The organism is Legionella sp. MW5194 (assembly GCF_016864235.1).
Taxonomy (GTDB): Bacteria; Pseudomonadota; Gammaproteobacteria; order Legionellales; family Legionellaceae; genus Legionella_C.
In genome coordinates this window covers 983,062-999,793 of sequence record NZ_CP045732.1, presented here as the reverse complement: position 1 = coordinate 999,793, position 16,732 = coordinate 983,062, and the positions used below count along the sequence as shown (strand labels likewise).

The window sequence follows — 16,732 nt, the reverse complement described above, 5'->3', positions numbered from 1 at the left end:
AAGGGGCAACCATTGGCTAATCAATCATCGCTCAATAACCGGGTTATTGGGGCAGTGTTTTTTGGGGTATTCGCCCTGTTATTTCTTTTTTTTGCCAAATACACCGTCTTAAGCTTGTATGGACGTCACATTCTGCCGCTTTTGCCGGCTCTTTTTTATGCCGTATTCCTTGGCGCCCTGACCGGGACGGTATTTGGCGACATCCTGGCTCAACCTGGCCGCTGGTGGCGGGCAGTACTTTGGGGCTTACTCATTGCTGTCCTCATTCTGTTGGCAATCAGCCTGGGCACCTTTCTCCATACCTCTTATTACGATCCTGCCTTCATGAGCCGCGTGCAGCACTGGCAGGACTATTTTGTCATTTTTGGCGTGATTTTCCTGTCCATGCTGCTGGTTTTAGGCTTATGGCTTATTCCCCTGCTTGCCCTGGCCGCCCTTTATTTTAACCAGCGTTTTATCCCGGGCATTAAAGCCGTCGAACAACGTCAAATTCACGCAGCAAAGGCAGTAAAGACCACGGATGACGACCCTCAATAATCGACAGGAACTGCTGCTTAAGCTGGCGGAGGGGGCCTGCGTCATTACCCCCAATAACCGCCTGGCCATGCAATTGCTCAATGACTACGCCGCAACGGCTTTATACCCTGTTCTGGCCAAGCCAGCCTGTGTTGCCTATCAAGCGTTCCTGGTGTCTCTGTATACGCGTTTTGCCCAGAGCAATCACCCGGTCCCGCGCTTATTAAGCACGGAACAATGCCGTTTTTTATGGCAGCAGATTCTGACCGAACACTTAGGCTCTGCCCCTAACCAGGGCTTGATTCAACAGGTGCAGGACAGCTGGGCCCGTTGCCATTTATGGCAGATAGGCAACCCGCACCCTGCCTTTGAGAACACCGGGCAAACCCGTCTGTTTCAGCAGTGGCGAACCCTGATGGAGCAGCGACTGCATGCCCTTAATGCGATAACAGCCGAGCAGTGGGTGCCTTATTTTTTGACGCAGGCTGTCAACATCCCCTTGCCTGATACCCTCGTCTGGGCGTGTTTTGACGATTACACACCACAGCAACAGGCCTTGCAGGTGTCTTTTGCCGCCCGAGGAGTCACGCAGCATCACGTCGACTGGTTACAATCGAATAATGAAACCCGGGTTTATGCAGCCAAAGACAATGGCGATGAATACCGGCAATTGCTTTACTGGCTTCATGAACAATTAAGCCGAGGCCAGCAGCGGATTGGCGTGGTTGTTCCTGATTTGCAGCAACAGGCGCAAGCCCTCTACCGCCTAATGACCGATCATTTTTCCGCCGATGCTTTTAATGTGTCGCTGGGACGGACCCTTACTGATTACTCCCTGGTTAGCCATGCCCTGTGCTGGTTAAGCCTCGAATCTGACCTTTTGACCCGTCAACAGGCCAATCTTCTGCTGTACTCTCCTTTTGTTGGCCATTCGCACAGTGAATTCCTCGAACGCTCGCACTACGGACAACACAGCACGATGCTGCGGGAAATGCGGCTTGATTTTTCCCTGTTCATTCAGGAATTGGCCTCTGAAACGCCGAAACTCGCTGCGCTGCTGAAAAACCTGCACCCCTACCCTGCCGCCGCAACACCGCAGCAATGGGTTCATCATTTTTATCAGCGGCTTAATCAGTTGCAGTTCCCCGGCGAATACCCGCTGGATTCCGCAAATTACCAATGTTATCAGCGTTTTTTGCTGCTGCTGGATGAGTTTAAGTCCCTTGAGTTTCTTTCTCCCCCCATGCAAAAAAAGCACGCCTTGAACGTGTTGACCGAGTTAGCGAAAGGGAGCATTTTTCAACCGCAAAAAAGCACGTCCGCCCCCATTCAGATTATGGGATTACTGGAAGCGGCAGGGCTTGCGTTTGATTGCCTGTGGGTCAGCGGTCTCACCGAAGATTGCCTGCCGCAGAAAACAAGACCGTCTGCCTTTATTCCGCTTTCCCTGCAACGGGACAAGCATATGCCCTACGCACTGCCTGACCGCGAGTTTGCTTTGGCGGAAAAAACATTAAACAGACTGCGCAACGCAGCGGCAGAGTGTATCTTAAGCTATCCAAGCCAGACACAGGACAAACCCAACCGGCCAAGCCCGCTGCTGCAAGGCATTCCTTCCTATGCGCCGTTTTCCATACCAGCGATTGAAGCTGAACCCTCTGCCCTGGAAAGCGTGTCTGACAATTACCTTTTCCCGGTCCAGGAGGGGGAATCCATTGCCGGCGGTACCGCCTTACTGGCCAATCAGGCCAAATGCCCCTTCCGCGCGTTCGCAGCCCATCGCCTTCACGCCAAAGCGGCCACAGAAGTCTCCGATGGACCCGATGCCCGGGAAAGGGGACAAATCATTCATCGGGTTATGGAAATCATCTGGACTTTATTGAAAAATCAGGCATCCCTGCTCAGTAAAACACCGGAAGCGCTGGATGAGTTAATTGAAGAAGCGATCGAGCAGGCACTTAAACCTTACACGCGGGTGAGAAAACACTCCTTCCCGCCCCTGGTCCAGACGGTGGAAGTCAAACGCCTTAAACGCCTCGTGCATGCCAGCCTGGAATGGGAAAGGCAGCGCCCCGCTTTTGCGGTAGAAGCCTTGGAGCAAAACTTCAATCTGCCCTTGTCGGGGATTGATTTTAAAGTGCGCATTGACCGCATGGACACAATGGAAAACGGCAAACACTGGGTAATTGACTATAAAAGCAGTATTCAAAGCACCCCCTGGAATGAAGAACGCCCCACAGAACCCCAATTGCTTCTTTACGCGCTGCTCAGTGACAGCATCAATACCATTTCATTGGCTGAGCTTAAAAACGGTCAGTTGCAATGCCGGGGCTTAAGTGAAGAGAAACAGGAACTGGCAGGCCTCCGTTCCCTTAAAAAGGAGGAGTCCTGGCAAGACTACCGTGAGCGCTGGCGGCAGCAATTGAGCGCACTGGCCGATGAATTTGTCCAGGGCCATTGCCCCCCCAAACCAGCCAAAGAGAGCCTCTGCCAGGTGTGTGATTTTCAAAGCCTCTGCCGTTTTGGCGTCGATGAGGACACAGCAGTTGAAGCACAGTAAAATCAGCTCCAATTTCTGTATAAAACAGCTTCATCCAATTGCATTCTCATTGCCGCCCTTTAATAATAGTGACCATACTCACTCAACAGGCCTTTCATAAGGACGACTCCTTCCATGAAGCATTTAATCATCGGGTATGGCTATTGCGGCTATTATCTGGCAAAGCATCTACTGGATCTGGGCCATGACGTGGTGGCTTTATCACGAAACCAAACCCTGCCTCAATTACCAGGCCTTAAGCACTTAAATCACGACATTAAGCAGGGGCTGACCTGGTCTGAGCAAGACACCGTGCTTTATTATTTTATTCCCCCTTCATCCGACGGCACAGCGGATAAACTGCTTGAGCAATTCCTTCGGCACGCGCAGTTGTCCGTTGGCAAAGTCATCTATTGCAGTACCAGCGGCGTGTATGGTAACCACCAGGGTGCCTGGATTGACGAGCAGGCGGCTTGTCTTGGTCAGTCGCCACGGCAGTTAAAACGGCTGGATGCGGAAAAGCAATGGCAGGATTTCTGCCAACAGCATCGCATTCCCTGCCTTATTTTAAGATTAGCCGGCATTTACGGTCCGCATCGTTTGCCGACAGTCAGCGCACTGGAGCAAGCCCCATTGATTAATCCCGATGAAGCACCATACACGAATCATATCTATGTGCGCGATTTGGCAAACATCCTTGCCGCTCTGGGGGAAACAATAAACCAGTCCCTGACTTTAAACATTGCTGACGGCAAGCCCAATAAAATGGGGGAATTGCAACGGCTGACCGCTGAAATAGGCCATCTCCCTCCCGCCCCCTATTTGCCTTTTATGCAAATCTGGCAAGCCGCGAGCGAAATGAAGCGCGAATTCATGCAGGCTTCCAAACGATTGCTGATTAACCGATTGCAAACCACACTCCCCCAGATTATGCCGTTGACGCCTTTGAGGGAAGCCATTACTGAAAGCCTTAAGGATGAAGGGGGTAACCAATGAAACTGCTGATTGCCGGGGCCTCCGGATTCATCGGTCGTCAGTTGATTGACGCCATTAAAAACGAGCATCAGGTCACAGCTCTGGGCCGGGACCTCGCCCACCTGAAACGTCTTTTCCCCTCTTCCGTGACGCATGCAGACTGGTCAATGCTTGATAATTTGCCAGCGGCTGAATTTGATGCGGTCATGAATTTAAGTGGCCATAACATCGGGGCTTCGCGTTGGAGTGACACCGTTAAGCAGCAAATCATCCGTTCACGCGTAGACACCACGCACAAGCTGATACGCTGGATAAAACAACAGCAGGCCTCGCCTCATTTTTATTGTGCCAATGCCGTGGGCATTTATGGCGCGCAGGCAAATGGCGATCCCGTGGCCTTCGATGAAGACAGTGTGATTGATGAGCAACATCCAAAAGATTACCTGCAGGAAGTGGGAGTGCGTTGGCAACAGGCGCTGGATGAAGCCTATGATATTCAATTACCAGTCACCATTACCCGTTTTGGTGTGGTTCTGAAACGCCACGAAGGAATGCTAAAAAAGCTGGCTCCTTCGTTTAACTTAGGCTTGGGGAGTATCTTTGGCGACGGGACTCAAATTCTTTCCTGGATACACTACCTTGATGTGGTCGAGGCCCTGCGGTTTTTGCTGGCTCATCCTGCCCTGCATGGCGCCATTAACATCACCTCTCCTAACCCCGTCAGTCAGGCGGAATTTGCCCGCGCGCTGGCCAAGGCCATGAATCGGCCGCTTTTTTTAAAAACACCGGCCCTGGCCATCAAACTGTTGCTGGGTGAAATGGGCGAGATGCTGGTATTGAAAGGCCAGCGCGTTATCCCTTCGCGCCTGCTTAAAGCCGGTTACCGTTTCCGCTTTGCAGACATCACCAGTGCTTTGCGTGAAGAATACCGCACTTAGGCGCGAGAAAAATCAAACGCCATGACCTGGGCTAATGAGGGTTGATTAAACGCCAGAGCCAGCAATCGGTCTACGCCCAGGGCCACGCCGCTGCATGGTGGCAAGCCATGTTCAAGGGCTGCCAGCAAGTAACTATCCACCGCGGGCAAGGGTAACCCTTTGCTCAGCCGACTGGCCAAATCCTGCTCAAAACGCTGCTGTTGCGCTCTGGCATCGGTTAACTCATGAAAACCATTGGCCAATTCGACGCCGCGAAAATACACTTCAAAACGCTCGGCAAACCCCTGCGCATTCAATTGTGCCAATGCCGCCTGAGAGGCCGGGAAATCATAAACGGCCACCGGTGCCAGCAATTGGCCCAACTGAGGCTCAACCACATGACTCATTAGCAAAAACAGGTATTGATCCCGGTCTTCTTCTCCCTGATCCAGCACGTTGTCCAGTTGAAAACGGGTCAGGGTTGACTTGAAATCGTCAATTTTTGCTTCAAAAGGATTGAGGCCGCAGGTTTCAAGAAAAGCCTGACCATAGGTTTTTTTAATCAGGGGCGGGCAGGATAAAATCCGTTGCAACAACGCATCGACTTCAGTCAGCAAGGCATGATGATCAATCCCCGGCTGATACCATTCCAGCAAAGTAAATTCCGGATTATGCCAGCGCCCCAGTTCATCATCGCGAAAAACACGGGCTAACTGATAAATCGGGCCGCTGCCGGCAGCCAGCAAACGCTTCATGGGGTATTCCGGCGAGGTCTGCAAACAATACGGCTTATTTCTAAAGGTTGCCAGCACATTGCTTAAGTACACGTCGGTAATGCCAAAGCGACACATGATGGGTGTTTCCACTTCGAGATAGCCTCGATGATGAAAAAAATCACGAATGCCTTGCATGGCCTGTGCACGTTTTCGCAATAGATGAAGATCAGCCGACGGTTGCCAGCGGATGTCAGTCTCGTCTTGGGTAGTCATTTAATAAAAAATACCCAATTCCAGACGCGCCGCTTCGGTCATTCGCTCCTGAGTCCAGGGGGGATCCCACACCAATTCCACGGTGCAATCGCTGACGCCTTCCACCTTGTTCACTGCCTGCTCAACCGTACCAGGAAACGTCTGGGCCACCGGACAGCCTGGCGTCGTCAGTGTCATTTTGACATGAACGTGATGCTCCTCATCAACACTGACATCATAAATTAATCCCAAATCATAAATGTTGACTGGAATTTCAGGGTCATAGACGGTTTTTAGGGCAGCAATGGCATTGTCCTTTAACACATCCAGGTCCTGCTTTTTTTTAAAACCAAACATGGCCTACTCCGTACTGACAACCACTGTCTCTTTGTTTAATGCCGACTCCAGCGTATGCCAGGCCAAGGTGGCACACTTGACCCGGGCGGGGTAAGCCCTGACACCGGCTAAAACGGCCAGTTTATCCAGAGAGCTTAAATCGCCATCCTCGTCCCGGGTGACCATGGCATGAAAGCGTTGAAATAATTCATGCGCCTCGGTAACTGTTTTTCCCTGCAACGCTTCGGTCATCAGTGAGGCAGAAGCCTGAGAAATGGCACAACCGCAGCCCACAAAACTCAATTGCCTCAGGCAATCATTTTCCACTTTCAGATACAGGGTCAGTTTATCGCCGCACAGGGGATTAAAACCGTTAGCGGTCGCCGTCGCATCGTCCATCGCATGATGATTTCTTGGATTACGGTTATGATCAATGATAATTTCCTGATATAACTCTCGCAGCTCCATACTCATGCAAACACCTCTTTAACGCGTTCAAGCGCACAGGCAAAACGATCAATTTCTTCTTTGGTATTATAAAATGCCAACGACAGGCGCGAGGTGGCCGCCACCTCAAAAAAGGACATTAACGGCATCGCGCAATGATGGCCGCTGCGAACGGCAATGCCTTCGCTGTCAAGGATAGTGCCGATGTCGTGGGCATGAATTTTTCCGTGGACAAAGGACACAATCGGCACTTTATGGCGGGCAGTGCCAATGATCCTGAACCCTTTAACCGACTGCACCGCCTGGGTAGCATACGCCAATAAATGAGCCTCGTAGGCGGCAATGGCTTCCATATCCAGAGACCCTAGGTAATCAAGGGTCGCACCCAGACCAATCACGCCGGCGATGTTTGGGGTGCCTGCTTCAAATTTATGAGGAAGGGGAGCGTATTCCGTGGCCTCAAATGTGACATACTGGATCATTTCACCGCCGCCCTGATAAGGCATCATGTCATTCAGCAGATGCTCTTTGCCCCACACTACGCCAATGCCGGTTGGACCGTACATTTTATGACCGGAAAACGCATAAAAATCACAATTCAGATCCTGTACATCAATGGGTAAATGCGCAGTCGACTGCGCGCCGTCCAGCAACACCAATGCGCCGTGGGCATGCGCCATGTCAATCATCTGCTTCACTGGATTGATGGTGCCAAGCGCATTGGATACATAGCTGATGGCCACCAATCGGGTTTTGGGGTTTAATTTTTTTTCAAATTCATCAAGGAGCACATCCCCATCCTGGGAAATGGGCGCCACCTGCAATTGAGCCCCGGTTTGCTGACAAACCATTTGCCAGGGGACAATGTTGGCATGGTGTTCCATGTGAGTAATCAGAATTTCGTCGCCAGCGGCAATGCGCGGACGAAGATAACTTTGGGCAACCAGGTTGATGCCTTCCGTTGTACCCCGTACAAAAATGCATTCCTGCGGCGCGCTGGCATTGATGAAACGCTGGACTTTGCTGCGTGCCGCTTCATACTGGATGGTGGCGCGCGCGGAAAGGGTGTGCACGCCGCGATGCACATTGGCATTGTCCTGAGTGTAGTAATGGTTCATGGCCTCAATGACGGCTTTGGGCTTTTGAGTGGTGGCGGCATTGTCAAAATACACGTAAGGGCAGTCATTCACCTTCTGGTGAAGAATGGGGAATTGAGACCGTATCGTCTGTAATTCGAGATCACTCATCAAGGCAGCGGTGGTATTCATGACAAAGCCCTCAACTGTTGACTGATGAGCGCCGCCATCCAGTCGGCTAATTGACGATGGGGAATCAAGCGTAAATTAGCCGCAGCGAACGCATGGATTAAATAATAAACGGCTTCTGAACGCTCAATGCCGCGTGTGGCCAGATAAAACAAGGCGTCTTCATCCAACTGCCCTACCGTTGCCCCGTGCGAGCAAATCACATCATCCGCAAAAATTTCCAGTTGCGGCTTGGTATCGATTTCAGCCTGAGCAGACAATAAAAGATTTTTGTTCTGCTGATGCGCTTCGGTATGCTGAGCGTTTTTGGCAACAATGACTTTGCCATTAAATACGGCGCGGCAACGACCGGAAAGAATGCCTTTGTAATCCTGTTCGCTATGGCAATCAGGCACCTCATGATTCACCACCGTGTGATGATCCACATGCTGATTATCCGAGGTCATGTAAATGCCATTCATCAACGCCTGTGCGTTTTTCCCTTTAAAGGTAATGCGGGTATCGCTGCGCGCCATTTTACTGCCGACACTTAAGGATTGGCTGTTGAATTGCCCCTGAGCGGCCACGTGAGCGACCACTTCACCGACGTGATAAGCCGCGCGGCTTTCATTCTGAATTTTATAATGGGTCAGACGAGCGCCTGAATCAACATGGATTTCCGTCAGGGCATTGCTGAGATAACAGCGGCCTGAACGCCCCTGAAAACACTCAACCACCGTGGCCTCACTGCCCGCTTCGGCAATAATCAACTGGCGGGTATGCACCGCTTGATGTTCATTATCCTGCCAATGTTCAATGAACAAGGGTTCTTCAAGGATGACACCTGCCGGCAGGTAAATGACCACACCGCGTTGCATCATGGCGGAATTCAAGGCCTGAAAGCCATGCTCATGGCGCACGATTTGACCGAGCCAGGGTTTGACATGCTCAGGATTGGTCTTTAAGGCATCCTGCAGGGATTGCACCTTCATCCCGGGCGGTAATTGCGACGCGAGGGCCTCGGTACCCAGAACGTGACCATTGTACACCTTAAGACGCAGGGCACAGGGGCTTTCTGAACGCTCGGTGTCAACAGCGGGAAAAGAAGCACCGGCTTCAGTAAAAGGCTGCTGCAAAAAGCCGTCAAGGCTGGTGTATTTCCAGTCCTCCTGGTGCTTTGCCGGAAATCCCTGACGGGTAAAATCACGCAAGGCTTTCTTCTGCAAATCAGCCAGCCAGGCAATGGGCGACAGGCTAGCCTGGGCTTGCTGTTGATAAAAATTTAACACCTCGCTCATACCTGCTCCGTCTCCTCAAGCCAGCTGTATCCTTTTTTCTCCAGATCGAGCGCAAGCGACTTGTCACCGGATTTGACAATACGGCCATTGGCCAGAACGTGGATAAAATCGGGTTCGATGTAATCCAGCAGCCGTTGGTAGTGGGTCACTAAAATAATTGCACGCTCGGGAGAGCGCATGGCATTGACCCCTTGTGAAATAATGCGCAAGGCATCAATGTCCAATCCTGAATCGGTTTCATCAAGAATGGCCAGTTTGGGCTCCAGGGCGGCCATCTGCAAAATCTCATTGCGTTTTTTTTCACCGCCGGAGAAGCCTTCATTAATACTGCGGTACAGGAAGCTTTCATCCATGTCCAGCAGCTGGCATTTTTCGCGGATAAAACTTAAAAACTCAATGGCATCCAGCGTGTTTTTCTGCTGGCCTTTGCGTACGGCATTCACCGAGGCTTTCAGAAAGTTGATGTTGGTGACGCCGGGAATCTCAACCGGGTACTGGAACGACATAAAGACACCCGCCTGAGCGCGTGCTTCCGGGCTCATGGCCAGCAAATCCTGATTCAGGTAGCTTACCTCGCCTCCCGTGACCTGGTAAGCCGGATGACCGGCCAACACTTTAGACAACGTGCTTTTTCCTGAGCCATTTGGACCCATAATGGCATGGACTTCCCCGGCCTGAATCGCCAGATCGATGCCTTTTAAAATCGGTTGCTCGTTGATGGCAACATTTAAGTTCTTGATGGTTAACATATTAGCCTACTGCCCCTTCCAGACTGATACCCAGCAATTTGGTCGCTTCGACGGCGAATTCCATGGGTAACTCTTTTAACACTTGTTTACAAAAACCATTGACGATCATTGACACCGCATCTTCGGTATCGATGCCACGTTGTTGGCAATAAAATAACTGCTCCTCACTGATTTTGGAGGTGGTCGCTTCATGTTCAAGCTGCGCGGTGGGATTTTTTACCTCAATGTAAGGAAAGGTATGAGCCGAACACTCACTCCCCATCAGCATGGAATCGCATTGGGTAAAATTGCGTGCATTGACAGCCGTGGGCGCGATGCGGACCAGACCACGGTAGGCATTGTGAGACCGCCCGGCACTGATGCCCTTGGCAATAATCGTTGAACGGGTATTTTTGCCAATATGAATCATCTTGGTGCCCGTGTCTGCCTGCTGACAATTATTGGTGAGGGCGACCGAATAGAATTCACCCACCGAATCATCCCCCTGCAGAATCACGCTGGGGTATTTCCAGGTAATGGCTGACCCGGTTTCAATCTGCGTCCAGGAAATTTTCGATCGTTTTCCCCGGCAGGCGCCGCGCTTGGTGACAAAATTGTAAATCCCACCCTTGCCGTCTTTATCGCCCGGATACCAGTTTTGTACGGTGGAGTATTTAATTTGTGCGCCATCCAGGGCCACCAGTTCTACCACGGCCGCATGCAGCTGGTTTTCATCGCGCATGGGCGCAGTACACCCTTCAAGATACGACACGTAACTGTCACTGTCAGCCACAATCAGCGTCCGTTCAAATTGACCGGTGGAGGCGGCATTGATGCGGAAATACGTGGATAATTCCATAGGACAGCGAACCCCTTTGGGGATGTACACAAACGAGCCGTCACTGAACACGGCGGAATTGAGAGCCGCGTAAAAATTATCGCGATACGGCACGACAGAGCCCAGGTATTGGCGCACCAGTTCGGGGTATTCGCGCACGGCTTCGGAAAACGGGCAAAAAATGACGCCGGCTTCCGCGAGTTTGGCCTTAAACGTCGTAGCCACAGACACGCTGTCAAACACCGCATCGACAGCAACGCCCGCCAGCATTTCCTGTTCACGCAGGGGGATGCCGAGTTTTTCATAGGTACGCAGCAATTCAGGGTCAACTTCATCCAGACTTTTCGGCGCGTCCTTTTTGTTTTTTGGCGCGGAATAATAGGAAATACCCTGATAATCAATCGGCGGATAGTGAACGCTTGCCCATTCCGGATGCGGCATGCTTTGCCAGTATTCAAACGCTTTCAAACGCCATTCAAGCAAAAACTCAGGCTCCCCCTTAATCGCAGACAGACGGCGAATGATCTCTTCATTGAGACCCGGTTCGAAGGTATCGACTTCAATGTCGGTTACAAAGCCGTGCTGGTATTCCCTTTCAAGGAGAGAATGAATCTGTTCGTTGCTTTTAGCCATGACTAACTCCACTTGCTAATTGCCTGATGCGGTCAAGTTCCACCGCGGGCAGCGTGGGTTTTGCCAGTACTTCGAGACTGACACTGTCCAACGCCGCTTCGATTGCCTGGCTGATTAACCGCCAATTGCCCTGTATGTGACACACACTTTGCAGAGAACAGACATTCTGCTGCAGACTGCATTCGGTTAAACCAAGCCGCTCTTCCAGAGCACTGATAATCTGTCCTACGGATATCTCGGAAGCTGCAAGCTTTAATCGATATCCTCCGCTCACGCCGCGTACAGACGTGAGTAAACCGGCTGCCGTCAGCCGTTTGAGTAACTTACTGACCGTGGGAACAGCGATGTGCGTGTGCTGGGCAATATCCCTGGCATTACAAAGCGCCGGGGCGCGCCGGGCAAGATACACCATCATGACTGTTCCATAATCGGCCAATTTGCTGATGCGCAGCATACCACCCCCACATCAAATAATCTAGCACCAAATAGGTCTTAATTCGCTTTTGGCTACCTTTAATATAGTACCAAATTAGTTCTATTTAAAGCAAATGCGCAATGATACCTCATTTTAAGATGACATTGAAGGAAATTATCGTGATAACCGCAAGGCAGGCCATCCTGTAAGAAGGAGGACAGCCCTGACAAGAATATGACCTTAATGAAATCATATTGTGCAATTGACAAACAAAATTCACATTATATAATACGCTCACCCTGATTTGCTAGGATCATGATGAACACCGTGTCTTCCTTTTTCCTGAAGTTGTTCCTGTCTTTTTCACTTGTTCTTTCACTCACGCCCTCAGTCTTCGCTGAACCGCCGAACTTAAGCATTGTAAAAAATGAAATCAGGACCTACCATGATTCCGGTATTTATAACCAGGAACTCACCCAGGCGATTGCCAGGGCGCACGACTACATCATGGCTCAGGTCAAAGCCAACAACCATCATGCGATTAAACAAAAGCTGGCCATTGTGCTGGATATCGATGAAACCAGCCTCAGCAATTACGATGACATCATTAAAAATGATTTTACCGCTGACCGTCAGGCCATCCATCAGCAAATTCTGAAAGCCAGGGCACCGGCCATTAAGCCCATGCTCGCGCTCTACAAAGAGGCTATTGAGCATGGCGTCAAGGTGTTTTTCGTCACCGGAAGAAATCAATCGGAATTGAAGGCCACTGAAGCCAATTTACGGAAGGCAGGGTATAAACACTGGGCTGGGCTGTATGTTCGTCCCGACAATTACCAGCAACAATCCATTGTGCCTTTTAAAGCCCACGCCCGGGAGTTAATCAGTAAGAAAGGCTATACCATCATTGCCACCATTGGCGATCAATACAGTGACTTGATGGGTGGTTTTGCCAAAAAAGAATTCAAACTGCCAAATCCTTTCTATTTCCTGCCTTGAGGGGAGTATCCCAGCCCTCTCCCTCAGAGAATGTTGGGAGTGGGCTTGATTGATTCAACGCTACTCAGAGACGTAATGCACTTCAATGATGTCGTATTCGACGGTCCCGCCCGGGGTTTGAACCACCACGGTGTCGTCGACTTGTTTTCCAATGAGCGCACGGCCAATGGGTGAGCTGTAGGAAATTTTATTTAATTTGATGTCTGCTTCGTCTTCGCCCACGATCTGGTAACAGATTTCCGTATTATTCACCAGATGGCAGACTTTGACAGTAGCGCCGAAAACAACCTTGCCCTGATTAGACAGCTTGCTGATGTCCACGATCTGGCAATTGGATAATTTGGCTTCCAGTTCCTGAATACGGCCTTCATTAAAACTCTGCTGTTCACGGGCGGCGTGGTATTCCGCATTTTCTTTCAGATCGCCATGGGCGCGCGCCGTGGCAATGGCCTCCACAATGCGTGGGCGCTCCACAGTTTTCAAACGATGCAATTCACTTTTCAGCGCTTCGGCGCCCTTAACAGTCATTGGATGCTTTGACATAACCACCTCTAATGTAAATCCTGTAAACGAGAGACCGTTTCGCGGTCTTCATATTTCATAGCCAAACAGGCGGCTTCAGCTCCCGACAAGGTGGTCGTGTAGCTGACCTTGTGTTGCAGGGCACTGCGTCTGATTGCAAAAGAATCGGCGATAGCCTGTTTGCCCTCCGTTGTATTGACGATAAAATCAATTTCATTATTTTTAATAAAATCTAGCACATGCGGTCGTCCCTCGGCTACCTTGAATACACGCCGGCATTCCACGCCAGCCGCCTGCAATGCCAGGGCAGTGCCCCGCGTGGCGATGATATCAAAACCCAACTGAATCAATCGTTTTACAATTTCTCCTACCCGCGTCTTATCCGCATCCCGAACCGAGACGAATGCACGGCGGCGCTTGACAATATTGCAGCCAGCGCCCAATTGCGCCTTGGCATACGCCTGACCAAAGCGGCGGGCAATCCCCATCACTTCGCCGGTGGATTTCATTTCAGGCCCAAGGATTGAATCCACCCCTGAGAATTTTATGAAGGGGAAAACCGGTAATTTGATGGAATAAAACGAAGGCATGGGATAATGCTGACTCAATCCCTGCTGCTTTAAGGAGACGCCGATTTTACACAGCGCGGCTATTTTCGCTAGCGGCAGGCCGGTGGCTTTGGAGACAAACGGCACCGTTCTTGAGGCTCTGGGGTTCACTTCAAGCACGTAAATGTCATCGGCCTGAATGGCAAACTGGGCATTGATCAAGCCAACCACCCCAAGTTTTAACGCCATCTGCCGAACCTGTTCAATCAAATCCTGTTGCACTACCACGCTTAAACTGAAGGGAGGCAGCGTGCAGGCGGAATCGCCCGAATGCACACCCGCCTGCTCAATGTGTTCCATGATGGCCCCAATCATCACATCCTTGCCGTCACAGACGGCATCGATGTCGACTTCAATGGCATCATTGAGAAATTGGTCAAGCAACACCGGCGAATCATTGGATACAGCCACCGCATGCTTAAGGTAATGTTTCAGATCCTCCTCATGGTATACAACTTCCATTGCCCGACCGCCGAGCACATACGAAGGCCGAACCACCAGGGGATACCCGATTCGCTTGGCCACTTCGAGCGCTTCTTCCTCACTACGCACAGTGCCATTGGCGGGTTGGTCAAGCTTCAGTTCAGCCACCAGCTTCTGGAAACGTTCGCGATCCTCGGCCTGATCAATGGCGTCTGGCGAGGTGCCGACAATGGTTAGGCCGTTGGCTTCGAGATCCCGTGCAAGTTTCAGCGGTGTCTGGCCACCGTAGTGAACAATGATGCCATCGGGTTTTTCCACCGCGGCAATGGAGAGCACATCCTCCAGGGTAACCGGTTCGAAATAAAGGCGATCGGAGGTATCAAAATCGGTGGAGACCGTTTCCGGGTTACAATTGACCATGATGGTCTGATAGCCCGCCTCGCGCAGGGCTAAGGACGCATGGACACAGCAATAATCAAATTCAATGCCCTGCCCGATGCGGTTAGGCCCGCCGCCTAAAATCATTATTTTTTTCTTATCGGATTGTGGGCGTGCCTCGCAAACGGTTTCATAACAGGAATACAAATAAGCCGTGTCGCTTGGGAATTCACCGGCACAGGAGTCAATGCGCTTGTAAACAGGCACAACCCCAAGTTCCAGTCGACGCGCCCTTACCTGTTCTTCATTGCAGTAGAGCAAGCGCGCCAGGTAGGCGTCGGCAAAACCGCGTTGTTTCATTAAACGCAGCGTCTGTTGATCGAGTTCATTGATGGACTTGCCGTACAAGGAACGCTCAAGCATCACCAGTTCCTGAATCTGGGATAAAAACCAGGGATCGACGCGGCTTTCCTGATGGATGTCGTCAAGGGACATGTCCTGACGGAACGCGTCAGCAATGTACCACAGGCGATCCGGAGTCGGCTCATGCAAATAACCCTGTAAACGCGGCAGATCCCCCTTTTTAAAGAGCGGAATAAGCCCGGAACGGCCAATTTCAAGGCCGCGAATGGCTTTTTGCAAGGATTCCTGAAAATTGGAACCAATGGCCATCACTTCACCCACCGATTTCATCTGCGTGGTCAGGATGGGTGAGGTCTGCGGAAATTTGTCAAAATTAAAGCGGGGAATTTTGGTTACAACATAGTCAATGCTGGGCTCAAACGAAGCGGGCGTCTGGCCACCGGTAATTTCATTGGCCAGCTCATCGAGGGTATAACCCACGGCGAGCTTGGCAGCCACTTTGGCAATGGGGAAACCCGTGGCTTTAGAGGCTAAGGCCGAACTGCGCGATACACGGGGATTCATTTCCACCACCAGCATGCGCCCGTCTTCCGGATTGATGGCAAACTGGACATTGGAACCGCCGGTATCGACACCAACCGCGCGAAGCACTTTAATCGCCGCATCACGCATGCGCTGATATTCTTTATCCGTCAGGGTTTGTGCTGGAGCGACGGTAATGGAGTCGCCGGTGTGCACGCCCATGGGATCAAAATTTTCAATGGTGCACACGATAATGCAATTGTCGTTTTTATCGCGAACCACTTCCATTTCAAATTCTTTCCAGCCCAGTACAGACTCATCGATGAGCAGTTCATGGGTTGGCGACAATTCGAGACCGCGTAGACAGATTTCCTCAAACTCTTCCCGGTTATAGGCAATGCCCCCGCCGCTGCCGCCCATGGTGAATGACGGTCTGATAATGGCCGGGTATCCAAGCTGTGCCTGAACCTGAAAGGCTTCTTCAAGGCTGTGGGCAATGGCCGAACGGGGCATGTCCAGACCAATTTTTTTCATTAACTGGCGAAACTGATCGCGATCTTCGGCCCGGTCAATGGCTTCACGGGTCGCGCCAATCATCTCCACGTTATAGCGAGCCAAAACCCCTTCCCGAACCAGATCCAGAGCACAGTTCAGGGCGGTCTGACCACCCATGGTGGGCAATAGCGCATCGGGGCGTTCCTTTTCAATAATCCGCGCTACTTCCTGCCACTGAATGGGCTCAATGTAAGTGGCATCCGCCAACTCGGGATCAGTCATGATGGTGGCCGGGTTGGAATTGACCAGAATAACGCGGTACCCTTCTTCTTTTAAAGCGCGGACCGCCTGGGTCCCGGAATAGTCAAATTCGCAGGCTTGACCAATGACAATTGGACCTGCGCCGAGAATCAGGATGGATTGGATATCAGTGCGTTTTGGCATAGTGACTGCAAAAAAAGATAAAGTGGCTTATTTTACCGAGTTTTGACTAAAGTTTATACCCTGTCGCGACAAGGAAATGCATCTTGAACAAAATTAACCGAAAAATGAAAAAACCGCATTGGCA

15 protein-coding genes are annotated in these 16,732 nt (G+C 51.1%); 5 read left to right on the top strand and 10 right to left on the bottom strand.

The window, feature by feature from the left end; genetic code table 11:
* Positions 1 to 12: 12 nt before the first annotated feature.
* From GH742_RS04720 to GH742_RS04705, 4 genes are all read left to right on the top strand, one after another.
* Positions 13 to 537: a hypothetical protein gene (locus GH742_RS04720; protein ID WP_203456321.1), complete on the top strand. Its 525-nt coding sequence runs from the start codon at positions 13 to 15 to the stop codon at positions 535 to 537.
* A complete protein-coding gene (locus GH742_RS04715) occupies positions 521 to 3,076 on the top strand; it encodes a PD-(D/E)XK nuclease family protein (protein ID WP_203456320.1) in 2,556 nt (851 codons plus the stop codon). Before GH742_RS04720 ends, GH742_RS04715 begins: the two co-directional genes overlap by 17 nt.
* Positions 3,077 to 3,190: 114 nt before the next feature.
* Positions 3,191 to 4,051 (top strand): NAD-dependent epimerase/dehydratase family protein, encoded by an 861-nt coding sequence (locus GH742_RS04710; RefSeq protein WP_203456319.1) that lies wholly within the window; start codon positions 3,191 to 3,193, stop codon positions 4,049 to 4,051.
* On the top strand, positions 4,048 to 4,968 hold the full coding sequence (locus tag GH742_RS04705) for a TIGR01777 family oxidoreductase (protein ID WP_203456318.1): 921 nt from the start codon (positions 4,048 to 4,050) through the stop codon (positions 4,966 to 4,968). Before GH742_RS04710 ends, GH742_RS04705 begins: the two co-directional genes overlap by 4 nt.
* On the opposite strand, the gene epmA is transcribed toward GH742_RS04705, so the two are convergent.
* From epmA to GH742_RS04665, 8 genes are read right to left on the bottom strand one after another with little or no spacing between them, the layout of a single operon-like run.
* Positions 4,965 to 5,936: an elongation factor P--(R)-beta-lysine ligase gene (gene epmA, locus GH742_RS04700; protein ID WP_203456317.1), complete on the bottom strand. Its 972-nt coding sequence runs from the start codon at positions 5,934 to 5,936 to the stop codon at positions 4,965 to 4,967. The two genes, GH742_RS04705 and epmA, sit on opposite strands and share 4 nt — an antisense overlap.
* A complete protein-coding gene (locus GH742_RS04695) occupies positions 5,937 to 6,272 on the bottom strand; it encodes an SUF system Fe-S cluster assembly protein (RefSeq protein WP_203456316.1) in 336 nt (111 codons plus the stop codon). It abuts the gene before it with no gap.
* A 3-nt stretch (positions 6,273 to 6,275) separates the two neighbouring features.
* Positions 6,276 to 6,725, bottom strand: a complete 450-nt coding sequence (gene sufU, locus GH742_RS04690; protein ID WP_203456315.1) for a Fe-S cluster assembly sulfur transfer protein SufU — start codon at positions 6,723 to 6,725, stop codon at positions 6,276 to 6,278.
* Positions 6,722 to 7,966 carry a cysteine desulfurase gene (locus GH742_RS04685; RefSeq protein ID WP_239005282.1) on the bottom strand — a complete coding sequence of 415 codons (1,245 nt, stop codon included), beginning with the start codon at positions 7,964 to 7,966 and terminating at the stop codon, positions 6,722 to 6,724. Before GH742_RS04685 ends, sufU begins: the two co-directional genes overlap by 4 nt.
* The gene (gene sufD / locus GH742_RS04680) at positions 7,963 to 9,240 is read right to left on the bottom strand and encodes a Fe-S cluster assembly protein SufD (RefSeq protein WP_203456314.1); all 1,278 of its coding nucleotides are present in this window, start codon (positions 9,238 to 9,240) and stop codon (positions 7,963 to 7,965) included. Before sufD ends, GH742_RS04685 begins: the two co-directional genes overlap by 4 nt.
* Positions 9,237 to 9,989, bottom strand: coding sequence for a Fe-S cluster assembly ATPase SufC (gene sufC, locus GH742_RS04675; protein WP_203456313.1), 753 nt, complete (start codon positions 9,987 to 9,989; stop codon positions 9,237 to 9,239). Before sufC ends, sufD begins: the two co-directional genes overlap by 4 nt.
* A 1-nt stretch (position 9,990) precedes the next feature.
* Complete coding sequence (sufB, locus tag GH742_RS04670; protein WP_203456312.1) at positions 9,991 to 11,439, bottom strand: Fe-S cluster assembly protein SufB; 1,449 nt, start codon at positions 11,437 to 11,439, stop codon at positions 9,991 to 9,993.
* Positions 11,432 to 11,893, bottom strand: coding sequence for an SUF system Fe-S cluster assembly regulator (locus tag GH742_RS04665; RefSeq protein ID WP_203456311.1), 462 nt, complete (start codon positions 11,891 to 11,893; stop codon positions 11,432 to 11,434). The genes sufB and GH742_RS04665 overlap by 8 nt, the downstream gene beginning before the upstream one ends.
* A 279-nt stretch (positions 11,894 to 12,172) precedes the next feature.
* Here GH742_RS04665 and GH742_RS04660 point away from each other — a divergent pair, with 279 nt between their 5' ends.
* On the top strand, positions 12,173 to 12,853 hold the full coding sequence (locus GH742_RS04660) for an HAD family acid phosphatase (RefSeq protein WP_203456849.1): 681 nt from the start codon (positions 12,173 to 12,175) through the stop codon (positions 12,851 to 12,853).
* A 60-nt stretch (positions 12,854 to 12,913) separates the two neighbouring features.
* On the opposite strand, the gene greA is transcribed toward GH742_RS04660, so the two are convergent.
* The gene (gene greA, locus GH742_RS04655; RefSeq protein WP_203456310.1) at positions 12,914 to 13,396 is read right to left on the bottom strand and encodes a transcription elongation factor GreA; all 483 of its coding nucleotides are present in this window, start codon (positions 13,394 to 13,396) and stop codon (positions 12,914 to 12,916) included.
* 8 nt (positions 13,397 to 13,404) lie between these two features.
* Complete coding sequence (carB, locus tag GH742_RS04650; RefSeq protein ID WP_203456309.1) at positions 13,405 to 16,608, bottom strand: carbamoyl-phosphate synthase large subunit; 3,204 nt, start codon at positions 16,606 to 16,608, stop codon at positions 13,405 to 13,407.
* Between the last annotated feature and the right edge of the window lie 124 nt (positions 16,609 to 16,732).

Coding starts and splice junctions, on each gene's coding strand:
- sufB (WP_203456312.1), bottom strand. CDS start 11,439: ATGGCTAAAAGCAACGAACAGATTCATTCTCTCCTTGAAAGGGAATAC.
- sufU (WP_203456315.1), bottom strand. CDS start 6,725: ATGAGTATGGAGCTGCGAGAGTTATATCAGGAAATTATCATTGATCAT.
- epmA (WP_203456317.1), bottom strand. CDS start 5,936: ATGACTACCCAAGACGAGACTGACATCCGCTGGCAACCGTCGGCTGAT.
- carB (WP_203456309.1), bottom strand. CDS start 16,608: ATGCCAAAACGCACTGATATCCAATCCATCCTGATTCTCGGCGCAGGT.
- GH742_RS04705 (WP_203456318.1), top strand. CDS start 4,048: ATGAAACTGCTGATTGCCGGGGCCTCCGGATTCATCGGTCGTCAGTTG.
- GH742_RS04715 (WP_203456320.1), top strand. CDS start 521: ATGACGACCCTCAATAATCGACAGGAACTGCTGCTTAAGCTGGCGGAG.
- sufD (WP_203456314.1), bottom strand. CDS start 9,240: ATGAGCGAGGTGTTAAATTTTTATCAACAGCAAGCCCAGGCTAGCCTG.
- GH742_RS04710 (WP_203456319.1), top strand. CDS start 3,191: ATGAAGCATTTAATCATCGGGTATGGCTATTGCGGCTATTATCTGGCA.
- greA (WP_203456310.1), bottom strand. CDS start 13,396: ATGTCAAAGCATCCAATGACTGTTAAGGGCGCCGAAGCGCTGAAAAGT.
- GH742_RS04685 (WP_239005282.1), bottom strand. CDS start 7,966: ATGAATACCACCGCTGCCTTGATGAGTGATCTCGAATTACAGACGATA.
- GH742_RS04665 (WP_203456311.1), bottom strand. CDS start 11,893: ATGCTGCGCATCAGCAAATTGGCCGATTATGGAACAGTCATGATGGTG.
- GH742_RS04695 (WP_203456316.1), bottom strand. CDS start 6,272: ATGTTTGGTTTTAAAAAAAAGCAGGACCTGGATGTGTTAAAGGACAAT.
- GH742_RS04660 (WP_203456849.1), top strand. CDS start 12,173: ATGAACACCGTGTCTTCCTTTTTCCTGAAGTTGTTCCTGTCTTTTTCA.
- sufC (WP_203456313.1), bottom strand. CDS start 9,989: ATGTTAACCATCAAGAACTTAAATGTTGCCATCAACGAGCAACCGATT.